Below are 19,371 nucleotides of genomic sequence, written 5' to 3' on the forward strand. Positions count from 1 at the left end.
AGCCACGCCTTGCCGCGAAGAAAGACGTGGATGCCCGCGGCAAGCGCGGGCGGGACATGGAGAGACCGGCCCCACATCGTTACAGTGCGAGCATGCCCTCCAAATCGGCCCGCAAGACGAAATCGGAACCAATCCAACCGGAACATCTGGCTCGTCCTCTGGCGCTCCTTCATTGGTATGACCGCCACCGCCGCCGTCTGCCTTGGCGCGCGGCGCCCGGCGAGGCATCAGACCCTTACCGCGTCTGGCTGTCGGAGATCATGCTCCAGCAGACCACGGTGAAGGCAGTCGGGCCCTATTTCGAGAAATTCGTGACGCGCTGGCGGGACGTCACGGCGCTCGGCCGGGCTTCGCTCGACGACGTGCTGCGGATGTGGGCCGGGCTCGGTTACTATTCGCGCGCGCGTAACCTCCACGCCTGCGCGGTCGCGGTCACGCGCGAGCATGGCGGCGTCTTTCCCGACACCGAGGAGGGCCTGCGTGCGCTGCCAGGAATCGGCCCGTACACAGCAGCTGCGATTGCGGCGATCGCATTCGACCGCCGCACCATGCCGGTCGACGGCAATATCGAGCGCGTGGTCTCGCGCCTGTTCGCCGTCGAGCAGGAGCTGCCGCAGGCCAAGCCGCTGATCCAGCAACTGGCAACGACGCTGCTCGCAGACGCTCGCGCCGGCGACAGCGCACAGGCGCTGATGGACCTCGGTGCCTCGATCTGCACGCCGAAGAAGCCGGCCTGCTCGCTGTGTCCGCTCAACGAGGATTGCGTCGCACGTGCGCTGGGGACGCAGGAAACATTTCCGCGCAAGGCGCCGAAGAAGAGCGGAACGTTGCGGCGCGGTGCCGCCTTCGTCGTCACCCGCGGCGATGAACTGCTCGTCCGCAGCCGACGGGAAAAGGGCCTGCTCGGCGGCATGACCGAGGTGCCGTGCTCGGATTGGCTCGCCGGCCAGGACGATACAACCGCGAAGCAGCAGGCGCCGGAGCTGAAAGGGCTGACGCGCTGGCAGCGCAAGATGGGCGTCGTCACCCACGTCTTCACGCATTTTCCGCTGGAGCTGGTGGTCTACACGGCGGAGGTGGAAGCCCGCACGCGCGCGCCCGAGGGCATGCGGTGGGTGCCGATCGCCACGCTTACCGGCGAAGCGCTGCCCAACGTCATGCGCAAGGTCATCGCGCATGGATTGGATCTCTAGCGCCCAGTCTGCTGACATCATGCTGGCAGCAGGCCTGCGTTATCCCCGTTCGGCAACGGAGGTTCGCATGGTCAAGACTGCGCTCGATAACTTTCGAAAGCCGCCCTGCGCCGAGCTATTGGGCTGGCGCCTGCTCGATGCCCGCCCGCAGGAGGGCTGGATCAAGCTCGGTTTCGAGGGCAAGCCGGAGTTCTGCAATCCAGCAGGTTTCATTCAGGGCGGCATGCTCTCGGCCATGCTCGACGACACGATGGGCCCCGCCGTGCTGGTGATGAGCGAGGGCCGGCTCTACACCACCACCATCAGCATGACCGTGAATTTTCTGTCGCCGGCAAAGCCCGGCCCGATCCTCGGCGAGGCCCGGGTGACGCAGCTCGGTAAGACCATCGCCTTCGTCGAAGGCAAGCTGATGGCCGAGGACGGCACGGTGCTGGCGGCGGCAAGTGCGACCGAGCGGCTGCTGGAGGCGGCGAGGGTGGTGCGGTAAGGCGGTAGCCACGCGCTCCACTTCCCTTCTCCCCTTGTGGGAGAAGGTGGCATAGGCCGCCTCCGGCGGCCGTGCTTAAAAGACGCCGAAGCGAAGCTTCGGCTTTGGCGCCGGATGAGGGGTTCTATCCGCGAGCTCTAACAGCGAGATGAGTGCGCCGAGACAGACCCCTCACCCAAGTGAGACCGTGTCTACCAGCGGAACTGCCCTCTCCCACAAGGGGCGAGGGCACAGTAACATGCGTCTCGCCTCGAGCGAGAGCGTCACGCTCCGATCCGCTTCGCGTCTTTGCTCACGATCGCCGGCTTGGCATTCAACGCCTCGACCTGGAAACCCGCGACCCGCTTGTAGTTGGCGGCGATGTCTTCCAGCTCCTGTTGCGACAGCACGTCGGTGACGACCTCAAAGCCCTCGGGCGCGCGCTCCTCGACCAACTGCATCACCTGCTCGGGGCCGTTCTTGCGGTTGAGCAGGACGAGGTCGGTGGTCGCGGGCCTGCGCTCGGCCTCATAGGCGAGCAGCGCTGCCTGCGTCGGTCCATGCGCCAGGACTTCACGGGTGATGACGCGGGCATCGAGGATCGCCTGCGAGGCGCCATTCGATCCGATCGGATACATGGGATGTGCGGCATCGCCCATCAGCGTGACAGGGCCGAACGACCATTGCGACACCGGATCACGGTCGACCAGCGGATATTCGTAGGCGTGCGGGCAGTTCTTGATCAGGCCGGGCACGTCGAGCCAGTCGAACCGCCAGCTCTCGAACCAGGGCAGAAACTCCTCCAGCCGCGCCGTGCGGTTATAGTCCTCGCGGCGCCATTGATAGGTCGGCGGCATGTGGCGCTCGGCGACCCAGTTGATGAGGTGATTGCCCGCCGCATCCGGCTCTTTCGAGATCGGGTAGCAGACGAATTTCAGGATCTCGTGGCCGGCCATGATCATGGTGCGGCCGGTGAGGAAGGCCTTCGCCGGCGTGACGCCCCGCCAGAGGATGCGGCCGTTCCAGATCGGCGGGCCTTCGTTCGGATAGAGCTTTTCGCGCGCGGCGGAATGGATGCCATCGGCGGCGATTAGGATCGCGCCGTCGTAGCTGCCTGCGGCTTTGCCGGTCGCCCTGTCGATGAAGTCGGCGCGCACGCCACCCGCCGTCTCGGTCCAGCCGGTCAGATGATGGCTGGTGAGAATGTTCTCGCGGCCGAGCCGCTCGACCGCAGTGTCGAGCAGGAGCTGCTGGAGCGTACCGCGATGGATCGAGAATTGCGGCCATTTGTAGCCGGCCTCCAGCCCGCGCGGCTCGCTCCAGATCGGCTTACCATGCTTGGAGAAATAGGCGAGCTCGCGGGTGCGCACGCCGCTGGCGTCGAGCTTTTCCATCAGTCCGAGCTCGATCAGCTCGCGCACCGCATGCGGCAGCACGTTGATGCCGACGCCGAGCGGCTTCAATTCCGCGACGCTCTCGAACACTTTTACGGGAACGCCGATTCCGTGCAGGCTGAGCGCGAGCGTCAGCCCGCCGATGCCGCCACCGGCGATGAGTACCGTCATGACAAACCCCCTCCTGTTGCCGGCGTCTTGGCACAGGCGGGCGGCGGTGGGCAACTGCGAAGAGGGTATCGTGCTATGGACGTGGGGGCCGGCAGCCGTTAGTTTCCAGCTTTCCCATGAGGTCCGACATGCTCAAGCTCTACTACGCCACCGGCACCTGCGCGCTCGCCACCTACATCACCCTGGAGGAGGCTGGTGCCGACTACACGGCCGAACGGCTGAGCTTCAAGGATAACCAGCAGAACAGCCCGGACTATCTCGCGATCAATCCGAAGGGCCGCGTGCCGGCGCTTCTGACTGATCGCGGCGTCCTGACCGAGACGCCGGCGATGCTGGCCTACACCGCGCAGACCTTCCCCAAGGCGAAGCTCGCGCCGCTCGACGATCCATTCGACTTCGCCCAGGTGCAGTCGTTCAACTCCTATCTCTGCTCGACCGTACACATCAACCATGCCCACAAGATGCGCGGCCCGCGCTGGGCGACGCAGGAGAGCTCGTTCGCCGACATGAAGGCGATGGTCCCGAAGACCATGGGTGCCTCCTTCTCACTGATCGAGCAGAAGATGTTTCGGGGTCCGTGGGTGATGGGCGAGCAGTACACGATCTGCGATCCCTATCTCTACACCCTCTCGACCTGGCTCGAAGGCGACAGCGTCGACATCAACGCGACGCCGAAGATCGCGGATCACTTCAAGCGCATGTCCGACCGCCCTGCCGTGCGCAAGGTGATGGAGGCGCAGAAGGCGTAAGCGGCCTTGTTGGGTGGGCAAAGGCGCGAAGTGCCGTGCCCAGCCATTTCCAAGCCGCGAGACGGTGGGCACCTTCGCTTTGCCGACCCCTACGGGAGCTTGCGCTTGGCTTTCTCCAGCTCCCGTCCCGTGTCCAGCATCAGCCGCCGCAGCCAGACCGATCCCGGATCCATCTGCGCGCGGGTCGGATAGAACATGAACTGCTCGTCGATGCCGGGGTCGAGCGGCGGCGTCACCGTGACGAGGCCGAGCTGGCTCGACAGCGCCGCGATCAACCGGCGCGGCACGAAGGCGACGAGGTCGGTGCGGGCGGCGACGTGCAGGGCTTCGAGGTATCCAGGCACGACCAGCGAGACGTCCCGCTCGATGCCTTTGCTGCGCAGCCAGGTATCGATCAGATCCTCGCTCTGGCCGCGGATGATCACGCCGACATGACGCGCAGCTAGGAACGCCTCGCGGCGCTTCAGCTTCGCCCCCATGGGATGGCCGCGCCGCACCGCCAGCGCATCGCTGTCGGTGTAAAGCAGCTGGCGGTGAAATCCCTTGAAGGCGTTGCCGATCGAGATCACGAGATCGATGGTGCGGGCGAACTCGGCGTGGAAGATCGCAGGTCCCCGCCATGGCACGATTTCGATGCGGACGTTGGGCGCAAGGCGTGTCACCTTCTCCATCAACGGCGGCATCAACAGCTCGACCGCCAAGTCCGGCATCATCAGGCGAAATTGCCGTTCGCTACGCGCCGCGTCGAAGTCCTCAGGCACGAACAACCCACGCACCTGGTCGAGCGCGTGGGCCAGCGGTGCGCGGAGCGCCTCGGCCCGTGGCGTCAGCTCCATGCGCGCGCCGGTACGCACCAAAAGCGGATCGCCAAAGATGTCACGCAGGCGCTGGAGCGCATGGCTCGCCGCCGGTTGCGACAGGCCGATCCGAAGTGCGGCGCGGCTGACATTGGCCTCGCGCAGCAATGCATCGAGAGCGGTCAGGAGGTTGAGATCAAGCGAATTCAAATTCATGAGGTGAATAGATATCATATTAGCTATCGATTTGAAGAATTGTGTTCGGACGGCGATGATCTTCCCGATGTCACCACAAGGAGATGCCGCCATGAGCGCGAGCGCCAACAAGAAACTGATGCAGGATATCTTTGCCGCCGCCGCAAACCCTGATCCCGCTGCGCGCGACCGCGTGCTGTTCGCCGCGAGCCTTGCCGACGACGCCAAATGGGTCGTGACCGGGCAATATTCCTGGTCGCGCACCTTCGCGGGCAAGGAGGCGATCCTCAACGATCTGCACGGCTATGTCCGCACCCGCCTGCGTGACCGCACGCGCACGGTCGCCCACCGCTTCATTGCCGATGGCGATATCGTCGTGGTGGAAGCCAAGGGCGACAACGTCACGCCCGAAGGCGTCCGTTACGACAACGATTATTGTCTCGTGTTTCGCCTGGAGAACGGCAAGATCAAGGAGATCCGGGAATATTGCGACTCGGTCCTGACCGAGAAGGCGCTCGGTCCTTTTCCGCAAGCGGGCAGGAGGGCAGCGAGCTGAATGGATCGAGCCGCGTCACCTCCGCCGGCCGATCTCGTCCGCCAGAGCCGATAACGATCGTGCAGACCTGGCAGACGCTGGTCGAAATGGCCCGCCTCAGGCGCGAGCGGTCTCAGGCACGGTGTCAGCTCGCCGCCATGACCGAACGGGAGCTTCAGGACTGTGGGATAACCCGGGCAGAGATCGCCTACGAGCTGAAGAAGGCTGTCGGCGGAAATAGAGAGAGCGGGTCCAGGGCATCCCATGCAGCGATCTGCAAGTCGGTGCGGGACGCACGCCAGAACCTTGCGCAACTGCCGACAAAATCAGCAGGTTTCGTCGGCGTTGCCGCGGCGCTGCGTGAAAAATTGGAAGGTTCAATTAACGAGTGTCCCCCATTGTGTCGCGGTGCAGCGTGAGTCGCAAAGACGCGACGCGCGGCTGCCGGGGTGGCCCGTGACGATCGCCGGAATTGTTCGGCCGCTCGAAGTGAAATGCATCTGGGTGGACAGTGGGAATGCCGAAGTTTCGTTTGCGGATCAGGGGACGCCTGTACGCAGGCTTCATGGCCCTTGTGGCGGTCGGTCTGGTGATGACGGTGGTCGCCGTCTGGAATTTGCGGGCGGTGCAGGATCAGGTCGCAAGACAATCCGCGCTCTCGGACAGCACGGCGCGGGTGCTGGAGATATCGGCCCATCTTCAGGCGATTCAGCGCGCCAATCTGCGTTACGTCTACGACGCCAACGAGCCGGCGATGAAAGAGGCGCAAGAGCGGGAGACCGCGGCGACCGAGCTGTTGCAGGTCGGGGCGAAAGGAACGCGCTCGGAGGAGCGGCGAGCGCTCTACAACGGCCTCATCGACGACATCGCCAAAATGCGACGGCTGCGTGACAATCTCGGAGACGCCGTCAACGAGGCAAGAACGGGCAAGGCGACGCTGCTGCCGAGCGGGGAGGAACTGGCCGTCAAAATGGGCAAGCTGGTCGATGCGGCGCGCGCCTCGGCCGACGAGGACACCGCAGCCCTGGTCGCCGACCTCGAATCCAGAATCCTCCTTGTCCGGGTCGCAAACTGGCGTTTTCTGGCAGTGCGTGACGCGCAGGGGCCGGCGAATTTCAGGGCGAGCGTGGACAGGGCAGCGCAACGGCTCGCCGCGATCGAGAAAAGTCCACAGGCGACGGACTTGCGCGCCACGCTTGCGCCGGTGAAGACCTCGCTCGGAATCTACAAATCCGCGTTCGAGACGACATCGGCCGCGATGCTTCAGGCCGACGAGATCTATCACAAGAGTCTCGCGCCCCTCATCGTCGACAGTATCGCCAGGCTCAAGGCCGCGGAAGCGACGCTGAAGAAAGACTATCAGGAATCGCGTAACCATGCCGAAGCTGTGATCGCCGGCACGACGGCCATTCAGGAGATCGCCGGCGGCCTCGCCATCCTGTTCGGCGGCATCGTCGCCTTCCTGATCGCCCGCAGCATCGTCGGGCCCCTGACCTCGATGACGCGCGCGATGGGCCGGCTGGCCGGCGGCAATCTCGATGTCGACATTCCCGGGAGCGGCAAGGCGGACGAGATCGGCGACATGGCCAAAGCGATCCAGGTATTCAAGGACAACATGATCGACACCGAGCGCATGCGCACCGAGCAGGTCGAACTCGAGGCGCGTCAGGCCGAAAACCGCAAGAGAGATATGGTCAGGCTTGCCGACCAGTTCGAGCGGGCCGTCGGCGAGATCGTCAACACCGTGTCATCGGCGTCGAACGAGCTGGAAGCGTCCGCCGGCACGCTGACCACGACCGCCTCGCGCGCCCAGGATCTGTCGACTGAAGTGGCATCCGCATCGCAGGAAGCCACCGCCAACGTGCAGGCGGTCGCCTCCGCCACCGAGGAGCTGTCCTCGTCGGTCAGCGAGATCGCACGCCAGGTGCAGGAATCCGCCCGCATCGCGGGCGAGGCCGTGGGTCAGGCGAGCAGGACCAATGACCGTGTCGGCGAGCTCTCCAAGGCGGCCGCCCGGATCGGCGATGTCGTCGAGCTGATCAGCACGATCGCCGGGCAAACCAATCTCCTCGCACTCAACGCCACCATAGAGGCGGCGCGCGCGGGCGAGGCCGGCCGCGGCTTTGCCGTCGTCGCCTCCGAGGTCAAGGCGCTCGCGGAGCAGACGGCGAGGGCGACCGGCGAGATCGGCCAGCAGATTGCCAACATCCAAGGCGCCACCGAGCAATCGGTCGGCGCCATCAGGGAGATCAGCGGCACCATCGAGCGGCTGTCGGAGATTTCCTCGGCGGTCGCCGCCGCCGTGGAAGAGCAGGGCGCCGCCACGCAGGAAATCTCCCGCAACGTGCAGCAGGCCGCGCACGGGACCCAGCGCGTCTCGATCAATATCGGTGACGTGCAGCGCGGGGCGTCCGAGACCGGCTCGGCCTCATCGCAGGTGCTCTCGGCGGCGCGCTCGCTGTCGGCGGACAGCAACCGCTTGAAGGTCGAGGTCGCCAGGTTCCTGAACTCGGTCCACGCCGCCTGAGTCGCAAAAGGCCACGCGCATGTGCGTGGCCTCGTGGACCGGCGCGGCGCGATCAGGCCACTTTCGCCGTCATGTGCTTGAACATGTTGGCGCGGGCCTCGTCGTCCATCTCGGCCTTGAAGGTGAACTTGTCCTTCAACGCGATGGCACGCGCAGCCGCGGGGCGCGCCGAGATCTCGTCCACGAGGCGTTTCACGTTCGGGTATCGCGCAAACGCGTCGTCGCCGAGCTTGAACGGCACCATTCGGGCCCAGCCCCAAAGCGCCATGTCGACGATCGAATAGTCGTCGCCGACCATGTAGCGGCGGCCTTTGAGGTGACCGTCGAGAATCTTGTAGTGGCGATCGGTCTCGTACTGGTAGCGGTTGTGGGCGTAGTCGTGGTTCTGGTCCTTCGGCGCAAAATGCTTGAAGTGCACGGCCTGGCCCGAATAGGGGCCGACACCGGTCGCCACGAACATCAGCCAGGACAGGAGTTCGGCGCGATTGGCGGGCAGGAATTTGCCGGTCTTCTCGGCGAGATAGAGCAGGATGGCATTCGAATCGAACACGATGGTGCCATTGTCATCGATCGCCGGCACCTTGCCGTTCGGATTGATCTTGAGAAATTCCGGCGTGAATTGCTCGCCTTTGCGGGTGTCGATCGCAACCGGCTCGAAGGGCAGGCCGGACTCTTCGAGATAAAGCGCGACCTTGGTCGGGTTCGGCGACCCGTTGAAATAGAATTTGAGCATCGATCATCTCCCCAGGGGTTCGTTGCCGAGAGCGGCGCTGCATCATTGCCGCGAGGCCGCTTTGTCTGACCCGAACCATGCGGATGCGCAACCGGCGAGTTTGCCGGGCGGTATCTGCGCGCGGCGCAGATCAGCCGGCGTAACAAAGACCGATCGCCGCCGTAATGACCATCGCCGCGCCGACCGCTTCCAGGCGCAGCCCGAGCTTGGTCGCGAGATGCATGTCGGAGGCCCCGCGCCTTGCGCTCCGATCCGCGCGCGTAGCCATGCACGATGATATCGTGGTTGAAGTTGTCGTGGGCCTCGTTGCTGCTGGCAAGCCCGACGCAGACCACGAGCACTCCGAACAGGGCGAGGCCAAAAAATCCCAAGAGCGCGATCAGGAACATCGGAAACATGCCGAGCAGGAAGATCGGCAGCAGCGGCACCAGCAGCAATGTCTCGGACTGTCGTCGCATGGGATCTGGACCAGGACGGGGTGCGATGTGCTGATCCTAGTCCTGACGGCGGGCGCGTTCAACTACGCTCGTCGTTCCGGGGCGCGCGAAGCGCGGGCCGGGAATCCATCGTCAACGGGGGCACGGGGGCCAATGGATTCCGGGTTCGCGCCAAGAGGCGCGCTCCGGAATGACCATCGAGAGGGGAAACTACTCCGCCGCCATGCCGGCGCGGATCTCGGCGCGGAGCTCGTCGATCAGCTTGAGGCCCTTCTTGGTCTCGACGTGCCAGTAAGTCCAGCCGTTGCACGCGGCCGAGCCTTGCGCCACGGCGCCGATGCGGTGGATCGAGCCGACCTTGTCCCCTAACATGATGGCGCCGTCGGCACGCACGAGAGCGCCGAGCTTCTTCTTGGCGTCGAACAGCTTCGTGCCGGGCATGATCATGCCGCGCTCGATCAGCTCGGAGAACGCCACCCGCGGCGCTTCGCGCGCGGTCATGAACGGGGCCAGGCTCTCTTCCGGCAGCGGCTCGACGGCCGCGATGCGGGCTTCGGCCGCCTTCGCATAGGTCTTGTCGCGTTCGAACCCGATATAGGAGCGGCCGAGACGTTTTGCGACCGCGCCGGTGGTGCCGGTGCCGTTGAAGGGATCGATCACGAGATCGCCGGGCCTGGAGGAGGACAGCAGCACACGCGCGAGCAGGCCTTCCGGCTTCTGCGTCGGATGAACTTTCTTGCCGTCGGCGCCCTTGAGGCGCTCCTCGCCGGTGCAGAGCGGAATCAGCCAGTCGGAACGCGCCTGCACGTCCTCGTTCGCGGCTTTCAGGGCCTCGTAGTTGAACGTGTAGCCCTTGGCCTTCTCGTCGCGCGCGGCCCAGATCATGGTCTCGTGCGCGTTGGTGAAACGGCGGCCGCGGAAATTCGGCATCGGGTTGGTCTTGCGCCAGACGATGTCGTTGAGGAGCCAGAAGCCGAGATCCTGCATGATGGCGCCGACACGGAAGATGTTGTGGTAGGAGCCGATCACCCAGATCGTCGCCGACGGCTTCATCGCGCGGCGGGCGGCAAGCAGCCAGGCGCGGGTGAAATCGTCATAGGCGGAGAACGAATCGAACTTGTCCCAGTCGTCGTCGACGGCATCGACATGGGATTCGTCAGGGCGCTTGAGATCGCCCTTGAGTTGAAGATTGTAGGGCGGATCGGCAAACACGAGGTCGACCGAACCGGCCTGAAGCTTCGACATCTCGGCGACGCAATCACCGAGAATGATACGATGCGAAGGGGACTCAAAATTTGTGCGGGGCGCCCTTGCAGACGCCCCGCGACGCGACTCTACCATGACTCAAGAACTCTGACTCAGGCGACGCTGTCGGCGACGCGGGACCAAACAACCGACTGACCGTTACATTGAAGCGGCAAAGTAAAAATCGACTTAACCCGCCGCTTTCGTGAGCAGCCTCCGCATCGCGAATTGCGTGCGGGACGTCGCGCGCATTCCCCCTGTTTTATAGTGCAATTCGTGCTTCTTCGCGTCGCGGAAGCAGTCGAGGCTCCAGGAAGGCTCCAAATTTCTCTCGGAAAAAGTTGCTCGAGCCTCGGAAAAATTTGCTGGCATCGGCATGGTGTCGCACTAGGCAATTTTTGCCGGCCACGATATTGATAAAAGCAACGGAAATTTTACGTGTGTGGCGCGTTGAGCTTCAGCAGTCATCCGGGCCGCCGAATTCGAATCAGGGACCCCCAGGGGGAAAAGCCGCCATGCGTTACGACGACTTCCGCCGAAGCGACGACATCGAGGATCGTCGCGACGAGGGTGGTGGCTTTGGCGGCGGAGGAGGCGGGTTCGGGCTGCCGATGGGCGGCGGCGGGCTTGGTATCGGCACCATCATCATCCTCGGCTTGGTCGGCTATGCCTTCGGCATCGACCCGCGCATCCTGATCGGCGGCGCCGAGATCCTCACCGGCGGCGGCCATGCACCGACCTACCAGACCGACCGCCAGGCGTCCTCCGGCAAGCGCGGCGCGCCGACCGACGAGATGGGCAGCATGATCTCCGGCATCCTCGGCGAGATCGACGATCGGTGGAGCGAGATCTTCCAGGCCTCCGGCCAGTCCTACACCGGCCCGAAGATCGTGCTGTTCCGCAATGCCACCAATGGCGGCCGCTGCGGCATGGCGCAATCGGCGATGGGGCCGTTCTATTGCCCGCCGGATCGCACCATCTTCCTCGACACCGGCTTCTTCCGCGAGGTCGAGACGCGCTTCCGCGGCTGCTCCGGCAAGTCCGCCTGTAACTTCACGACCGCCTACATCATTGCGCACGAGGCCGGCCATCACATCCAGAACCTGCTCGGCATCATTCCGCGCGTGACGCGGCTGCAGCAACAGGCTGGCAGCAAGGCCGAGGCGAACGCGCTTCAGGTGAAGGTGGAATTGCAGGCCGACTGCCTGTCCGGCGTCTGGGTCAACCGCGAGGCCAAGAAGCGTCCGAACTTCCTCGAGCCCGGCGACATCGACGCCGCGCTGACCACGGCGAGCGCGATCGGCGACGATACGCTCCAGCGCCAGGCGACGGGCCGCGTCGTGCCAGATTCCTTCACCCACGGCTCGGCGGCCCAACGCAAGCAGTGGTTCATGACCGGCTACCAGCAGGGCACGGTGCAGGCCTGCAACACGTTCGGTGCCGGCGCGTTGTAAGCCGTCATTCCGGGGCGCGCGTAGCGCGAACCCGGAATCCAGAAGTTGCGGCGCGAGGTTCCGGGTTCTCGCTCCGCGAGCCCCGGAACGACGAGCGAGAGTGAAGAATGGCCTCAATCGACGAGACAAAGCAGTTCATCCCGCTCAACATCGCGGTGCTCACCGTGTCCGACACGCGCGCCCTCGCCGACGACAAGTCGGGGCAGACGCTGGCCGACCGTCTCACCGCCGCCGGCCATCAGCTCGCCGCGCGCGAGATCGTCACCGACGACATCGAGGCGATCCGCGCCGTGATCCGCCGCTGGATTGCGGATGCCGGCATAGACGTCGTCATCACCACCGGCGGCACCGGCTTCACCGGGCGCGACGTCACGCCGGAGGCGATCGAGCCGTTGTTCGAGAAGCGCATGGACGGTTTCTCCATCGCATTCCACATGCTGAGCCATGCCAAGATCGGCGCGTCGACGATCCAGAGCCGCGCCACTGCGGGCGTTGCGGGGGCGACCTACATCTTCTGCCTGCCCGGCTCCCCTGGCGCCTGCCGCGACGGCTGGGACGGCATCCTTGCCGCCCAGCTCGACTACCGCACGCGGCCCTGCAATTTTGTCGAGATCATGCCGCGGTTGGACGAGCACTTGCGCCGGCCGAAAGCGCAAGGCGCGACGGTGTAGCCATACTTTCTTCCCTTCTCCCCTTGTGGGAGAAGGTGGCGCGAAGCGCCGGATGAGGGGTATCTTTCCGCACGGCTGCCCAGGGAGATACCGCTCACCCAAGCGAGCCCGTGTCTGACAGTTGACATGCCCTCTCCCGCAAGTGGCGAGGGCACATTTATGCGCACCTCGCTTGCTGCAAGAGCGTTATAGATCCAGCTCCCACGTCTCGCCGACCAGATCGGCACCGAAGCTGTGGTGCTTCTCTTCCTTCACGAGCTTGAAGCCTGCACTTTGATAGATGCTCCGCGCGGCCACGAGGATGCTCTGCGTCCACAGTGTCATCTTGCTATAGCCCCTCTCGCGTGCGCCTTGGATGCATTGTTCGACCAGCGCGCGGCCGACGCCGAGCCCTCGCGCCTTCTTCTCCACCTGCAACAGGCGCAGCTTGGCGATCTCGTCCGTGGCCTTGACCAGAAAGATCGAGCCGACCGGCTCGCCGCCGACTTCCGCGATCCAGCAGTGCTCGCGCGCGGCGTCGTAGTTCTTGATGAACTCTGCGCAGATCTCGGCGACCAGCGCCTCGTAGCTGATGTCCCAATTATAGTCCGCGGCATAGGCGGCGGCCTGTCGGGAGATGACCCAGCCCATGTCACCGACGCGATGGCTGCGCAGCATGAAAGGCGCGGGCTGGCTTCGACGTTGCTCCAGCACGGCGTCAATGGTCGCCATGGCCTGCGTGAGACGCGTTGCATCGCTGGCGGAAAGCTGAGCCAGCATTGCGGCGACCTCATTTTGCGAGCTCAGGTTCAGCTTGGCGAAGGCCTGGCGGCCCTTGGCGGTGAGGCTGAGCTGGTATTGCCTGCGATCTGCGGGCAGGGGCCTTCGCGTGATCAGCCCCTTTTCATCGAAGCTTTGTATGATGCGGCTGAGATAGCCGGGGTCGAGACCAAGCTCGTTTCCGATCTCTTTGGCCGCCAGGTCGTCGCGATGCGCGAGCTCATAGAGTACCCGGGCCTCGCTGAGCGAAAATGGGCTTTTTCCAAGGTGCTGGTCGAGCACACCAAGCTTGCGGGTATAGAAGCGGTTGAAGGCGCGGACCGCTGCAATGTGGTCGTCGGTAGCGGCAATTGACATGGGTCACCTCGATACTTGCCATTGTCAAACAATTATTTGACTTTGACAAGTATCGGGCGGCTTCAGCCGACCATGACGATCCGGCTGCGCAGCATGGTCCGGGACGAGCGGCCGAGCCGCCGGAGCAGCCGGGCCTCGGAACGGCGGGCCTGCGGCGAGTAGCCGCCGATCCGGTCGTAGTGATCACGTGCGATTAAAAGCCCCTGATCGCCGAGCGGCCCCACGAGCTTGCGCGCCGCGGCGTGGAAAATGTCGCGGAGCCCGGTGTTGGCGTACGGCGAGCGCGCATAGCGAAACACCGCCGCGCGATCGCGGCCGCTGCTCGAGACGGCCTGGATGAACTGGGTGGTCTCCTCGATCCAGCCGGTTTCCAGCACCGCGCCAGCGGGGAGGAACATCAGCCATGGCGACCGGGCCTGGAGGGCGCCGGCGGCGCGCGCGGCGCCTTGCGAAGATCCCTCGAAGCCGATGAAGCGGCAACCTGCGACATCGGCGACGCGCTCGATGACACCGTTGCCGGTGCCATCGACCAGGAGCACTTCCCGGATGACGCCGGCCGCGGCGCCGGGGACGAGCGCGGCCAGCGTTGCGACTGCCGTCTGCTCGACGCCTTCGGTCGGGATGATGACGCTCAGCATGATTGAAGCTTCAATATCTGCACTTCGGAAGAAGCGTAGCTGTTCATGATGTTGTCATAAACACGTGGCGTTGCCGAGTGCAACTTTTCGGCGGGGTTTCGGCATGCAATTGGTAAACCCGCCATCGCCCAAATGTGTCGCGTGCGCGATGGTATTATTGTTGAATGTTCGGCACAAGCTCATCCGGACCGTATCAACCCGGAGCGATATTGCGCGGCGCAGGGCAGTTCGCAATCGTCCAGTTGAGGATCGGCTGCAACCAGCCGCCGAACGGGAAAGATGTGCGACTTGGGTGCCGATTGGGTGGTGACGGAGGCTTCGCATGAACGCCGATCAACTCGCTGTCAACGCGACGGCAGCAACGCCGAAGCAGGACGCCGCGCCGACCCTGCGGGTTCGCGCCCTGATGCTGGGCGACCGCATCAATGCCTCCGGCCTCGAGATCGGCACGCTGGTGTCCTCGACGCCGGCCGCCTTTCGCGTCCATGCCGGGCTTGTCGTGATCTTCCGCTATGGCGTCGTGGTGCTGATCGGACTTCTGCCCTCCGAGGAGAAGGTGCTGATCGACAGCCTGAAGCCGCGGGTGATCGGCGAGTTCAGTCCGTATGAGGAAGAGACCGCGCAGGCGCAGCTCTGCAAGGACGAGAATGCCGAGGCGATCCAGCCCGGCGGGCCGATCTGCCTCGCCAAATTCTCCGACGACCGGCTGCTCCTGATCGCGGATGCGCTCGCCAAGAGCACGTCGCTGGCCCGCGACGAGCGGCGCGTCGCCGCGGTCTTCGACGTGATCGAGCCGTTTGCGCGGGAGCTCGCCGAGCGCGGCCGTACACCGCGCCGGCGCAAAGGTATATTACGGCTGATCGGCAACGCGCTTCTCGTCCAGCAGCGTGTCGCGGGCCGTGTTGCCGTCGCGGAAAAACCCGACGTGCTCTGGGAGAAGCCCGAGCTCGACCGGCTCTACGCCCGTCTCGAGGACGAGTATGAGCTGAAGGAGCGCCTCGACACGCTCGAGCGCAAGCTCACGGCGGTGTCGGAGACCGCCAACGCGCTGACCGACATCATCGACACCCAGCGCTCGCTCCGCCTCGAGATCGCGGTGGTGGTGCTGATCGTGATCGAGGTCGCGATCGGGTGCTTCCAGATCTGGTCGGGGACGCATTAGAAAGGAGAGCGAGATGCGCGTGACTGCTGCGCCCTCTCTCCTTGTGGGCAGCGCCGCTGGTCGGCACAAGCTCACTTGCAAACTCACTTGGGTGAGAGGTTCTCCCCACGCTCGCCGGTGCGTTGTGATGCGCTGCTTTACCGCATTCTTCGTCATTGCGAGCGAAGCGAAACAATCCAGTGTCCCGCCGAAGAGCCAGTCTGGATTGCTTCGCTTCGCTCGCAATGACGGATTGACGGCCATCAATGACGGATTGACAGCCATCAAAGGCTAATCCGATGCGCCCTCTATTATCTGCAGCACCGTCGCGCAGTGCCGCGCGATCGTTAGTTCCTCATTCGTTGGAATGATGAACACCTCAATAGCGCTATCGCCCCGGCTGATGCGCTCGCGCGCGGCATCATTTGCAGCGGCATCGATCCGCATGCCGAGCCAGGCGAGGCGTTCACTAATTGCGAACCGGATTTCCTTCGCATGCTCGCCTATGCCGCCCGTGAAGATCAGGCAGTCCAACCCTCCAAGCGTAGTCGCCAGCATGACGATCTGCTGCGTCGCGCGGAGTACGAAGAGATCGACCGCCTCCCGCGCTGCGGCCTCGCTGCTCGCCAGCAGCGTGCGCATGTCCGCGGAGATGCCGGAGACGCCGAGCAGGCCTGACTCGTGATAGAGCAAATCTTGGAGGTCGTCGACCGGCATGTTCTCGTGCTGTTGCAGATAGAGCAGCACGCCGGGATCGATCGTGCCGCAGCGCGTTCCCATCACGAGGCCGTCGAGCGGCGTCAGCCCCATCGTGGTGTCGATACTGCGGCCATCGTGCAGCGCGCACAGGCTCGCGCCATTGCCGAGATGGGCGATGACGGTGCGCTTTGCGGCGAGCTGCGGCGCGATTGCCGCGAGGCGCCCCGCGACATATTCGAAGGAGAGGCCGTGAAAGCCATAGCGCCGCACGCCGCGCTCCTCATAGCGCCTCGGAATGGCGAAGCGGCGCGCGGGCGGCGACAGGCTGTGGTGGAAGGCGGTGTCGAAACAGGCGATCTGCGTCAGAGCGGGGCGGGTCGCCTGGATGATGCGGATCGGCTCCAGGCAACGCGGCTGGTGCAGCGGGGCCAGCGGGGTCAGCGCCTCCAGCTTGGCATAGACGTCGTCCGTTAGCGCGACGGGGCCGGAGTAGTCCGGCCCGCCGTGGACGATGCGGTGGCCGATGGCGCGCAGGCGATGCTCGCGGAAATGCTGGTCTACGAAGGTCAGCACGTCGGCGAACAGATGACCGCTGTCCGTATCCGACGCGTCCCTTCGCGTCTCGAACAGCTTCTCGCCCGCCGGGCGCTTCAGCACGAGGCGGGGCGTTGCCTCGTACTCGTCGAGCAAGCCGTTGCAGAGCAGGGCGGGGCCGGACGCCGGCAGCTCGAACAGCCCGAACTTGATGCTCGACGATCCGGAGTTGAGCACAAGGACAGTGTCCGACATGGCTTCAGTCGCCGGCTTCGGCTGGCGTGTTGCCGCCGGCGCTGTTCGGCCAGACCCAGTCGCGGACCTCAGGCATGTCCTCGCCATGCTCGCGGACGTAGCGGGAATGTTCGATCAGCTTGTCGCGGAACTGTTGCTTGACCTGCGCAGCCCTGGTCGCAAGCCCCGGCACGCGCTCGATCGCCTCGATCGCGAGATGGTAGCGGTCGAGCCCGTTGAGCACGACCATGTCGAACGGCGTCGTCGTGGTGCCTTCCTCGGCAAATCCGCGCACATGCATGCCGGTATGATTGGTGCGGTTATAAGTCAGCCGGTGAATGAGATAAGGATAGCCGTGATAGGCGAAGATCACCGGCTTGTCCGATGTGAACAGGCTGTCGAAGTCGCGGTCGGAGAGGCCGTGCGGATGCTGCGCCCGAGGTTGCAGCGTCATGAGGTCGACGACGTTGACGACGCGGATCTTCAACTCGGGCAGCGCCTTGCGCAGCAGGTCGACGGCGGCGAGCGTCTCCAGTGTCGGCACGTCGCCCGCGCAGGCCATCACGACGTCGGGCTCTGCGTTTGCCTCCTCCGTGCCCGCCCAGCTCCAGATGCCGATGCCGGCGTCGCAATGCGTAGCCGCCTCCTGCATCGACAGCCATTGCGGCGCCGGCTGCTTGCCCGCGACAATGACGTTGATGCGGTTGTAGGTGCGCAGGCAATGATCGACGATCCACAACAGCGTGTTGGTATCAGGCGGGAAATAGATGCGGACGATGTCAGCCTTCTTGTTGGCGACGAGATCGACGAAACCAGGATCCTGATGGCTAAAGCCGTTGTGATCCTGGCGCCAGACATGCGAGGTCAAGAGATAGTTGAGCGAGGCGATCGGGCGGCGCCATGGCAGATCGCGCGTCACCTTCAGCCATTTGGCGTGCTGGTTGAACATGGAATCGACGATGTGGATGAAGGCCTCGTAGCAGGAGAAGAAGCCGTGCCTGCCGGTGAGCAGATAGCCTTCGAGCCAGCCTTGACAGAGATGCTCGCTCAGGACCTCCATCACGCGGCCGTCCTGCGCGAGATGCACGTCGTAAGGTTCGGTTGGCTCCATCCAGACGCGTTCGGTTGCCTCGAACACCGCGTCTAACCGGTTTGATGCCGTCTCGTCCGGGCCCATGATGCGGAAATTGCGCGCCTCGGCGTTCAGGCGAACGACGTCGCGCAGAAATTTGCCGAGCTCGCGTGTGGCTTCCGCCACGACACCGCCGGGCTGCGGTACCTCGACAGCGAAGCTGCGGAAGTCCGGCAGCTTCAGCTCCTTCTTCAACAGCCCGCCATTGGCATGCGGATTGGTGCCCATTCGCCGCTGGCCTTCGGGCGCGAGCGCCTGAAGCTCGGGAATCAGCGCTCCGCTGGGGTCGAACAGCTTGTCCGGCTCATAGCTGCGCATCCAGTCTTCGAGCACCTTCAGATGCGCCGGATTCTCGCGGCAGCTCGCAACGGGCACCTGATGCGCGCGCCAAAAACCTTCGACCTTCTTGCCGTCAACCTCCTTCGGGCCGGTCCAGCCCTTGGGACTGCGCAGCACGATCATCGGCCAGCGCGGTCGCTCGACGCCTTTGCGCCCGTCGCGGGCGTGCTGCTGGATCGAGCGGATGCTGACGAGCGCGACGTCTAGCGCATCCGCCATGGCCTGGAGCATCAATTTGGGATCGTCGCCTTCGACGAACAGCGGCTCATGGCCGAGCCCGCGGAAGAGCTCGCGGATCTCTTCGTTGCGCATCCGCCCGAGCACAGTGGGGTTGGCGATCTTGTAGCCGTTGAGGTGCAGGATCGGCAGCACCGCGCCGTCATGGGCGGGGTTCAAGAACTTGTTCGAGTGCCACGACGCCGCTAGCGGGCCGGTTTCGGCCTCGCCGTCGCCGACGACGCAGGCGACGATGAGGTCGGGATTGTCGAATGCCGCGCCATAGGCGTGCACCAGCGCATAGCCGAGCTCGCCGCCCTCGTGGATCGAGCCCGGCGTTTCCGGCGCCGCGTGGCTCGGAATGCCGCCTGGGAAGGAGAACTGCCTGAACAGCTTGCGCAATCCCTCAGTATCGCGCGCGATGTCGGGATAGATCTCGCTGTAGCTGCCTTCCAGATAGGTGTTTGCAACCATGCCCGGGCCGCCATGGCCGGGACCGCAGACGTAGATCACGTTGAGGTCGAGCGCACGGATGACCCGATTGAGATGGGCATAGATGAAGTTCAAGCCGGGCGTCGTGCCCCAATGGCCGAGCAGGCGCGGCTTGATGTGCTCGGGTCGCAGCGGCTCGCGCAGCAGCGGATTGTCGAGGAGATAAATTTGCCCGACGGAGAGGTAGTTGGCGGCACGCCAGTAGCGATCGAGGAGATCGAGTTCGCTGCTCGCGGCGCGCAGTTGTCGTTGATTTGTCATGT

The 19,371-nt window shown here is 64.5% G+C and carries 18 protein-coding genes; 9 read left to right on the forward strand and 9 right to left on the reverse strand.

Going from position 1 to position 19,371, the window contains the following annotated elements:
- The first annotated feature begins 92 nt into the window (after positions 1-92).
- Positions 93-1,193, forward strand: a complete 1,101-nt coding sequence (gene mutY, locus IVA87_RS05890) for an A/G-specific adenine glycosylase (RefSeq protein ID WP_247333063.1) — start codon at positions 93-95, stop codon at positions 1,191-1,193.
- A gap of 67 nt (positions 1,194-1,260) precedes the next feature.
- Positions 1,261-1,680 (forward strand): PaaI family thioesterase, encoded by a 420-nt coding sequence (locus IVA87_RS05895; RefSeq protein ID WP_247300891.1) that lies wholly within the window; start codon positions 1,261-1,263, stop codon positions 1,678-1,680.
- A gap of 263 nt (positions 1,681-1,943) precedes the next feature.
- Here the strand turns inward: IVA87_RS05895 and IVA87_RS05900 are convergent, their stop codons facing one another.
- Complete coding sequence (locus tag IVA87_RS05900) at positions 1,944-3,224, reverse strand: flavin-dependent oxidoreductase (protein WP_247300890.1); 1,281 nt, start codon at positions 3,222-3,224, stop codon at positions 1,944-1,946.
- Between the two features lie 128 nt (positions 3,225-3,352).
- Between IVA87_RS05900 and IVA87_RS05905 the strand changes: the two genes are divergently transcribed.
- Positions 3,353-3,973, forward strand: coding sequence for a glutathione S-transferase N-terminal domain-containing protein (locus IVA87_RS05905; protein WP_247333004.1), 621 nt, complete (start codon positions 3,353-3,355; stop codon positions 3,971-3,973).
- Between the two features lie 89 nt (positions 3,974-4,062).
- Here IVA87_RS05905 and IVA87_RS05910 read toward each other — a convergent pair whose 3' ends face one another.
- Positions 4,063-4,986: a LysR family transcriptional regulator gene (locus tag IVA87_RS05910; RefSeq protein ID WP_247300888.1), complete on the reverse strand. Its 924-nt coding sequence runs from the start codon at positions 4,984-4,986 to the stop codon at positions 4,063-4,065.
- 91 nt (positions 4,987-5,077) lie between these two features.
- Here IVA87_RS05910 and IVA87_RS05915 point away from each other — a divergent pair, with 91 nt between their 5' ends.
- The 3 genes from IVA87_RS05915 to IVA87_RS05925 all read left to right on the forward strand — a co-directional run bounded on the left by IVA87_RS05915 (position 5,078) and on the right by IVA87_RS05925 (position 8,027).
- Positions 5,078-5,521, forward strand: coding sequence for a nuclear transport factor 2 family protein (locus IVA87_RS05915; protein ID WP_247300887.1), 444 nt, complete (start codon positions 5,078-5,080; stop codon positions 5,519-5,521).
- A 59-nt stretch (positions 5,522-5,580) separates the two neighbouring features.
- Positions 5,581-5,919 (forward strand): DUF1127 domain-containing protein, encoded by a 339-nt coding sequence (locus tag IVA87_RS05920; protein ID WP_247333006.1) that lies wholly within the window; start codon positions 5,581-5,583, stop codon positions 5,917-5,919.
- 98 nt (positions 5,920-6,017) lie between these two features.
- Positions 6,018-8,027, forward strand: a complete 2,010-nt coding sequence (locus tag IVA87_RS05925; protein ID WP_247300886.1) for a HAMP domain-containing methyl-accepting chemotaxis protein — start codon at positions 6,018-6,020, stop codon at positions 8,025-8,027.
- A gap of 52 nt (positions 8,028-8,079) precedes the next feature.
- On the opposite strand, the gene IVA87_RS05930 is transcribed toward IVA87_RS05925, so the two are convergent.
- The 3 genes from IVA87_RS05930 to IVA87_RS05940 form a co-directional block, all read right to left on the reverse strand.
- A complete protein-coding gene (locus IVA87_RS05930) occupies positions 8,080-8,760 on the reverse strand; it encodes a glutathione S-transferase family protein (RefSeq protein WP_247300885.1) in 681 nt (226 codons plus the stop codon).
- 130 nt (positions 8,761-8,890) lie between these two features.
- A complete protein-coding gene (locus IVA87_RS05935; protein ID WP_247300884.1) occupies positions 8,891-9,028 on the reverse strand; it encodes a hypothetical protein in 138 nt (45 codons plus the stop codon).
- 379 nt (positions 9,029-9,407) lie between these two features.
- The gene (locus IVA87_RS05940; protein WP_276576803.1) at positions 9,408-10,538 is read right to left on the reverse strand and encodes a site-specific DNA-methyltransferase; all 1,131 of its coding nucleotides are present in this window, start codon (positions 10,536-10,538) and stop codon (positions 9,408-9,410) included.
- A gap of 419 nt (positions 10,539-10,957) precedes the next feature.
- Between IVA87_RS05940 and IVA87_RS05945 the strand changes: the two genes are divergently transcribed.
- Both IVA87_RS05945 and moaB read left to right on the forward strand, forming a co-directional pair.
- The gene (locus IVA87_RS05945) at positions 10,958-11,896 is read left to right on the forward strand and encodes a neutral zinc metallopeptidase (RefSeq protein ID WP_247279644.1); all 939 of its coding nucleotides are present in this window, start codon (positions 10,958-10,960) and stop codon (positions 11,894-11,896) included.
- A 107-nt stretch (positions 11,897-12,003) separates the two neighbouring features.
- A complete protein-coding gene (gene moaB / locus IVA87_RS05950; protein ID WP_247300882.1) occupies positions 12,004-12,567 on the forward strand; it encodes a molybdenum cofactor biosynthesis protein B in 564 nt (187 codons plus the stop codon).
- 186 nt (positions 12,568-12,753) lie between these two features.
- Here the strand turns inward: moaB and IVA87_RS05955 are convergent, their stop codons facing one another.
- Both IVA87_RS05955 and IVA87_RS05960 read right to left on the reverse strand, forming a co-directional pair.
- Positions 12,754-13,683: a helix-turn-helix domain-containing GNAT family N-acetyltransferase gene (locus IVA87_RS05955; protein ID WP_247333008.1), complete on the reverse strand. Its 930-nt coding sequence runs from the start codon at positions 13,681-13,683 to the stop codon at positions 12,754-12,756.
- 62 nt (positions 13,684-13,745) lie between these two features.
- Positions 13,746-14,321, reverse strand: coding sequence for a glycosyl transferase (locus IVA87_RS05960; RefSeq protein WP_247300880.1), 576 nt, complete (start codon positions 14,319-14,321; stop codon positions 13,746-13,748).
- A 322-nt stretch (positions 14,322-14,643) separates the two neighbouring features.
- Between IVA87_RS05960 and IVA87_RS05965 the strand changes: the two genes are divergently transcribed.
- Positions 14,644-15,483: an RMD1 family protein gene (locus IVA87_RS05965; RefSeq protein ID WP_247300879.1), complete on the forward strand. Its 840-nt coding sequence runs from the start codon at positions 14,644-14,646 to the stop codon at positions 15,481-15,483.
- A gap of 270 nt (positions 15,484-15,753) precedes the next feature.
- Here IVA87_RS05965 and IVA87_RS05970 read toward each other — a convergent pair whose 3' ends face one another.
- Positions 15,754-16,950 carry an acetate/propionate family kinase gene (locus tag IVA87_RS05970; RefSeq protein WP_247300878.1) on the reverse strand — a complete coding sequence of 399 codons (1,197 nt, stop codon included), beginning with the start codon at positions 16,948-16,950 and terminating at the stop codon, positions 15,754-15,756.
- A gap of 4 nt (positions 16,951-16,954) precedes the next feature.
- Positions 16,955-19,369 carry a phosphoketolase family protein gene (locus IVA87_RS05975; RefSeq protein ID WP_247333010.1) on the reverse strand — a complete coding sequence of 805 codons (2,415 nt, stop codon included), beginning with the start codon at positions 19,367-19,369 and terminating at the stop codon, positions 16,955-16,957.
- Positions 19,370-19,371 lie beyond the last annotated feature (2 nt).

The sequence above is a fragment of the Bradyrhizobium sp. 147 genome, from assembly GCF_023073935.1.
Lineage (GTDB): Bacteria > Pseudomonadota > Alphaproteobacteria > Rhizobiales > Xanthobacteraceae > Bradyrhizobium.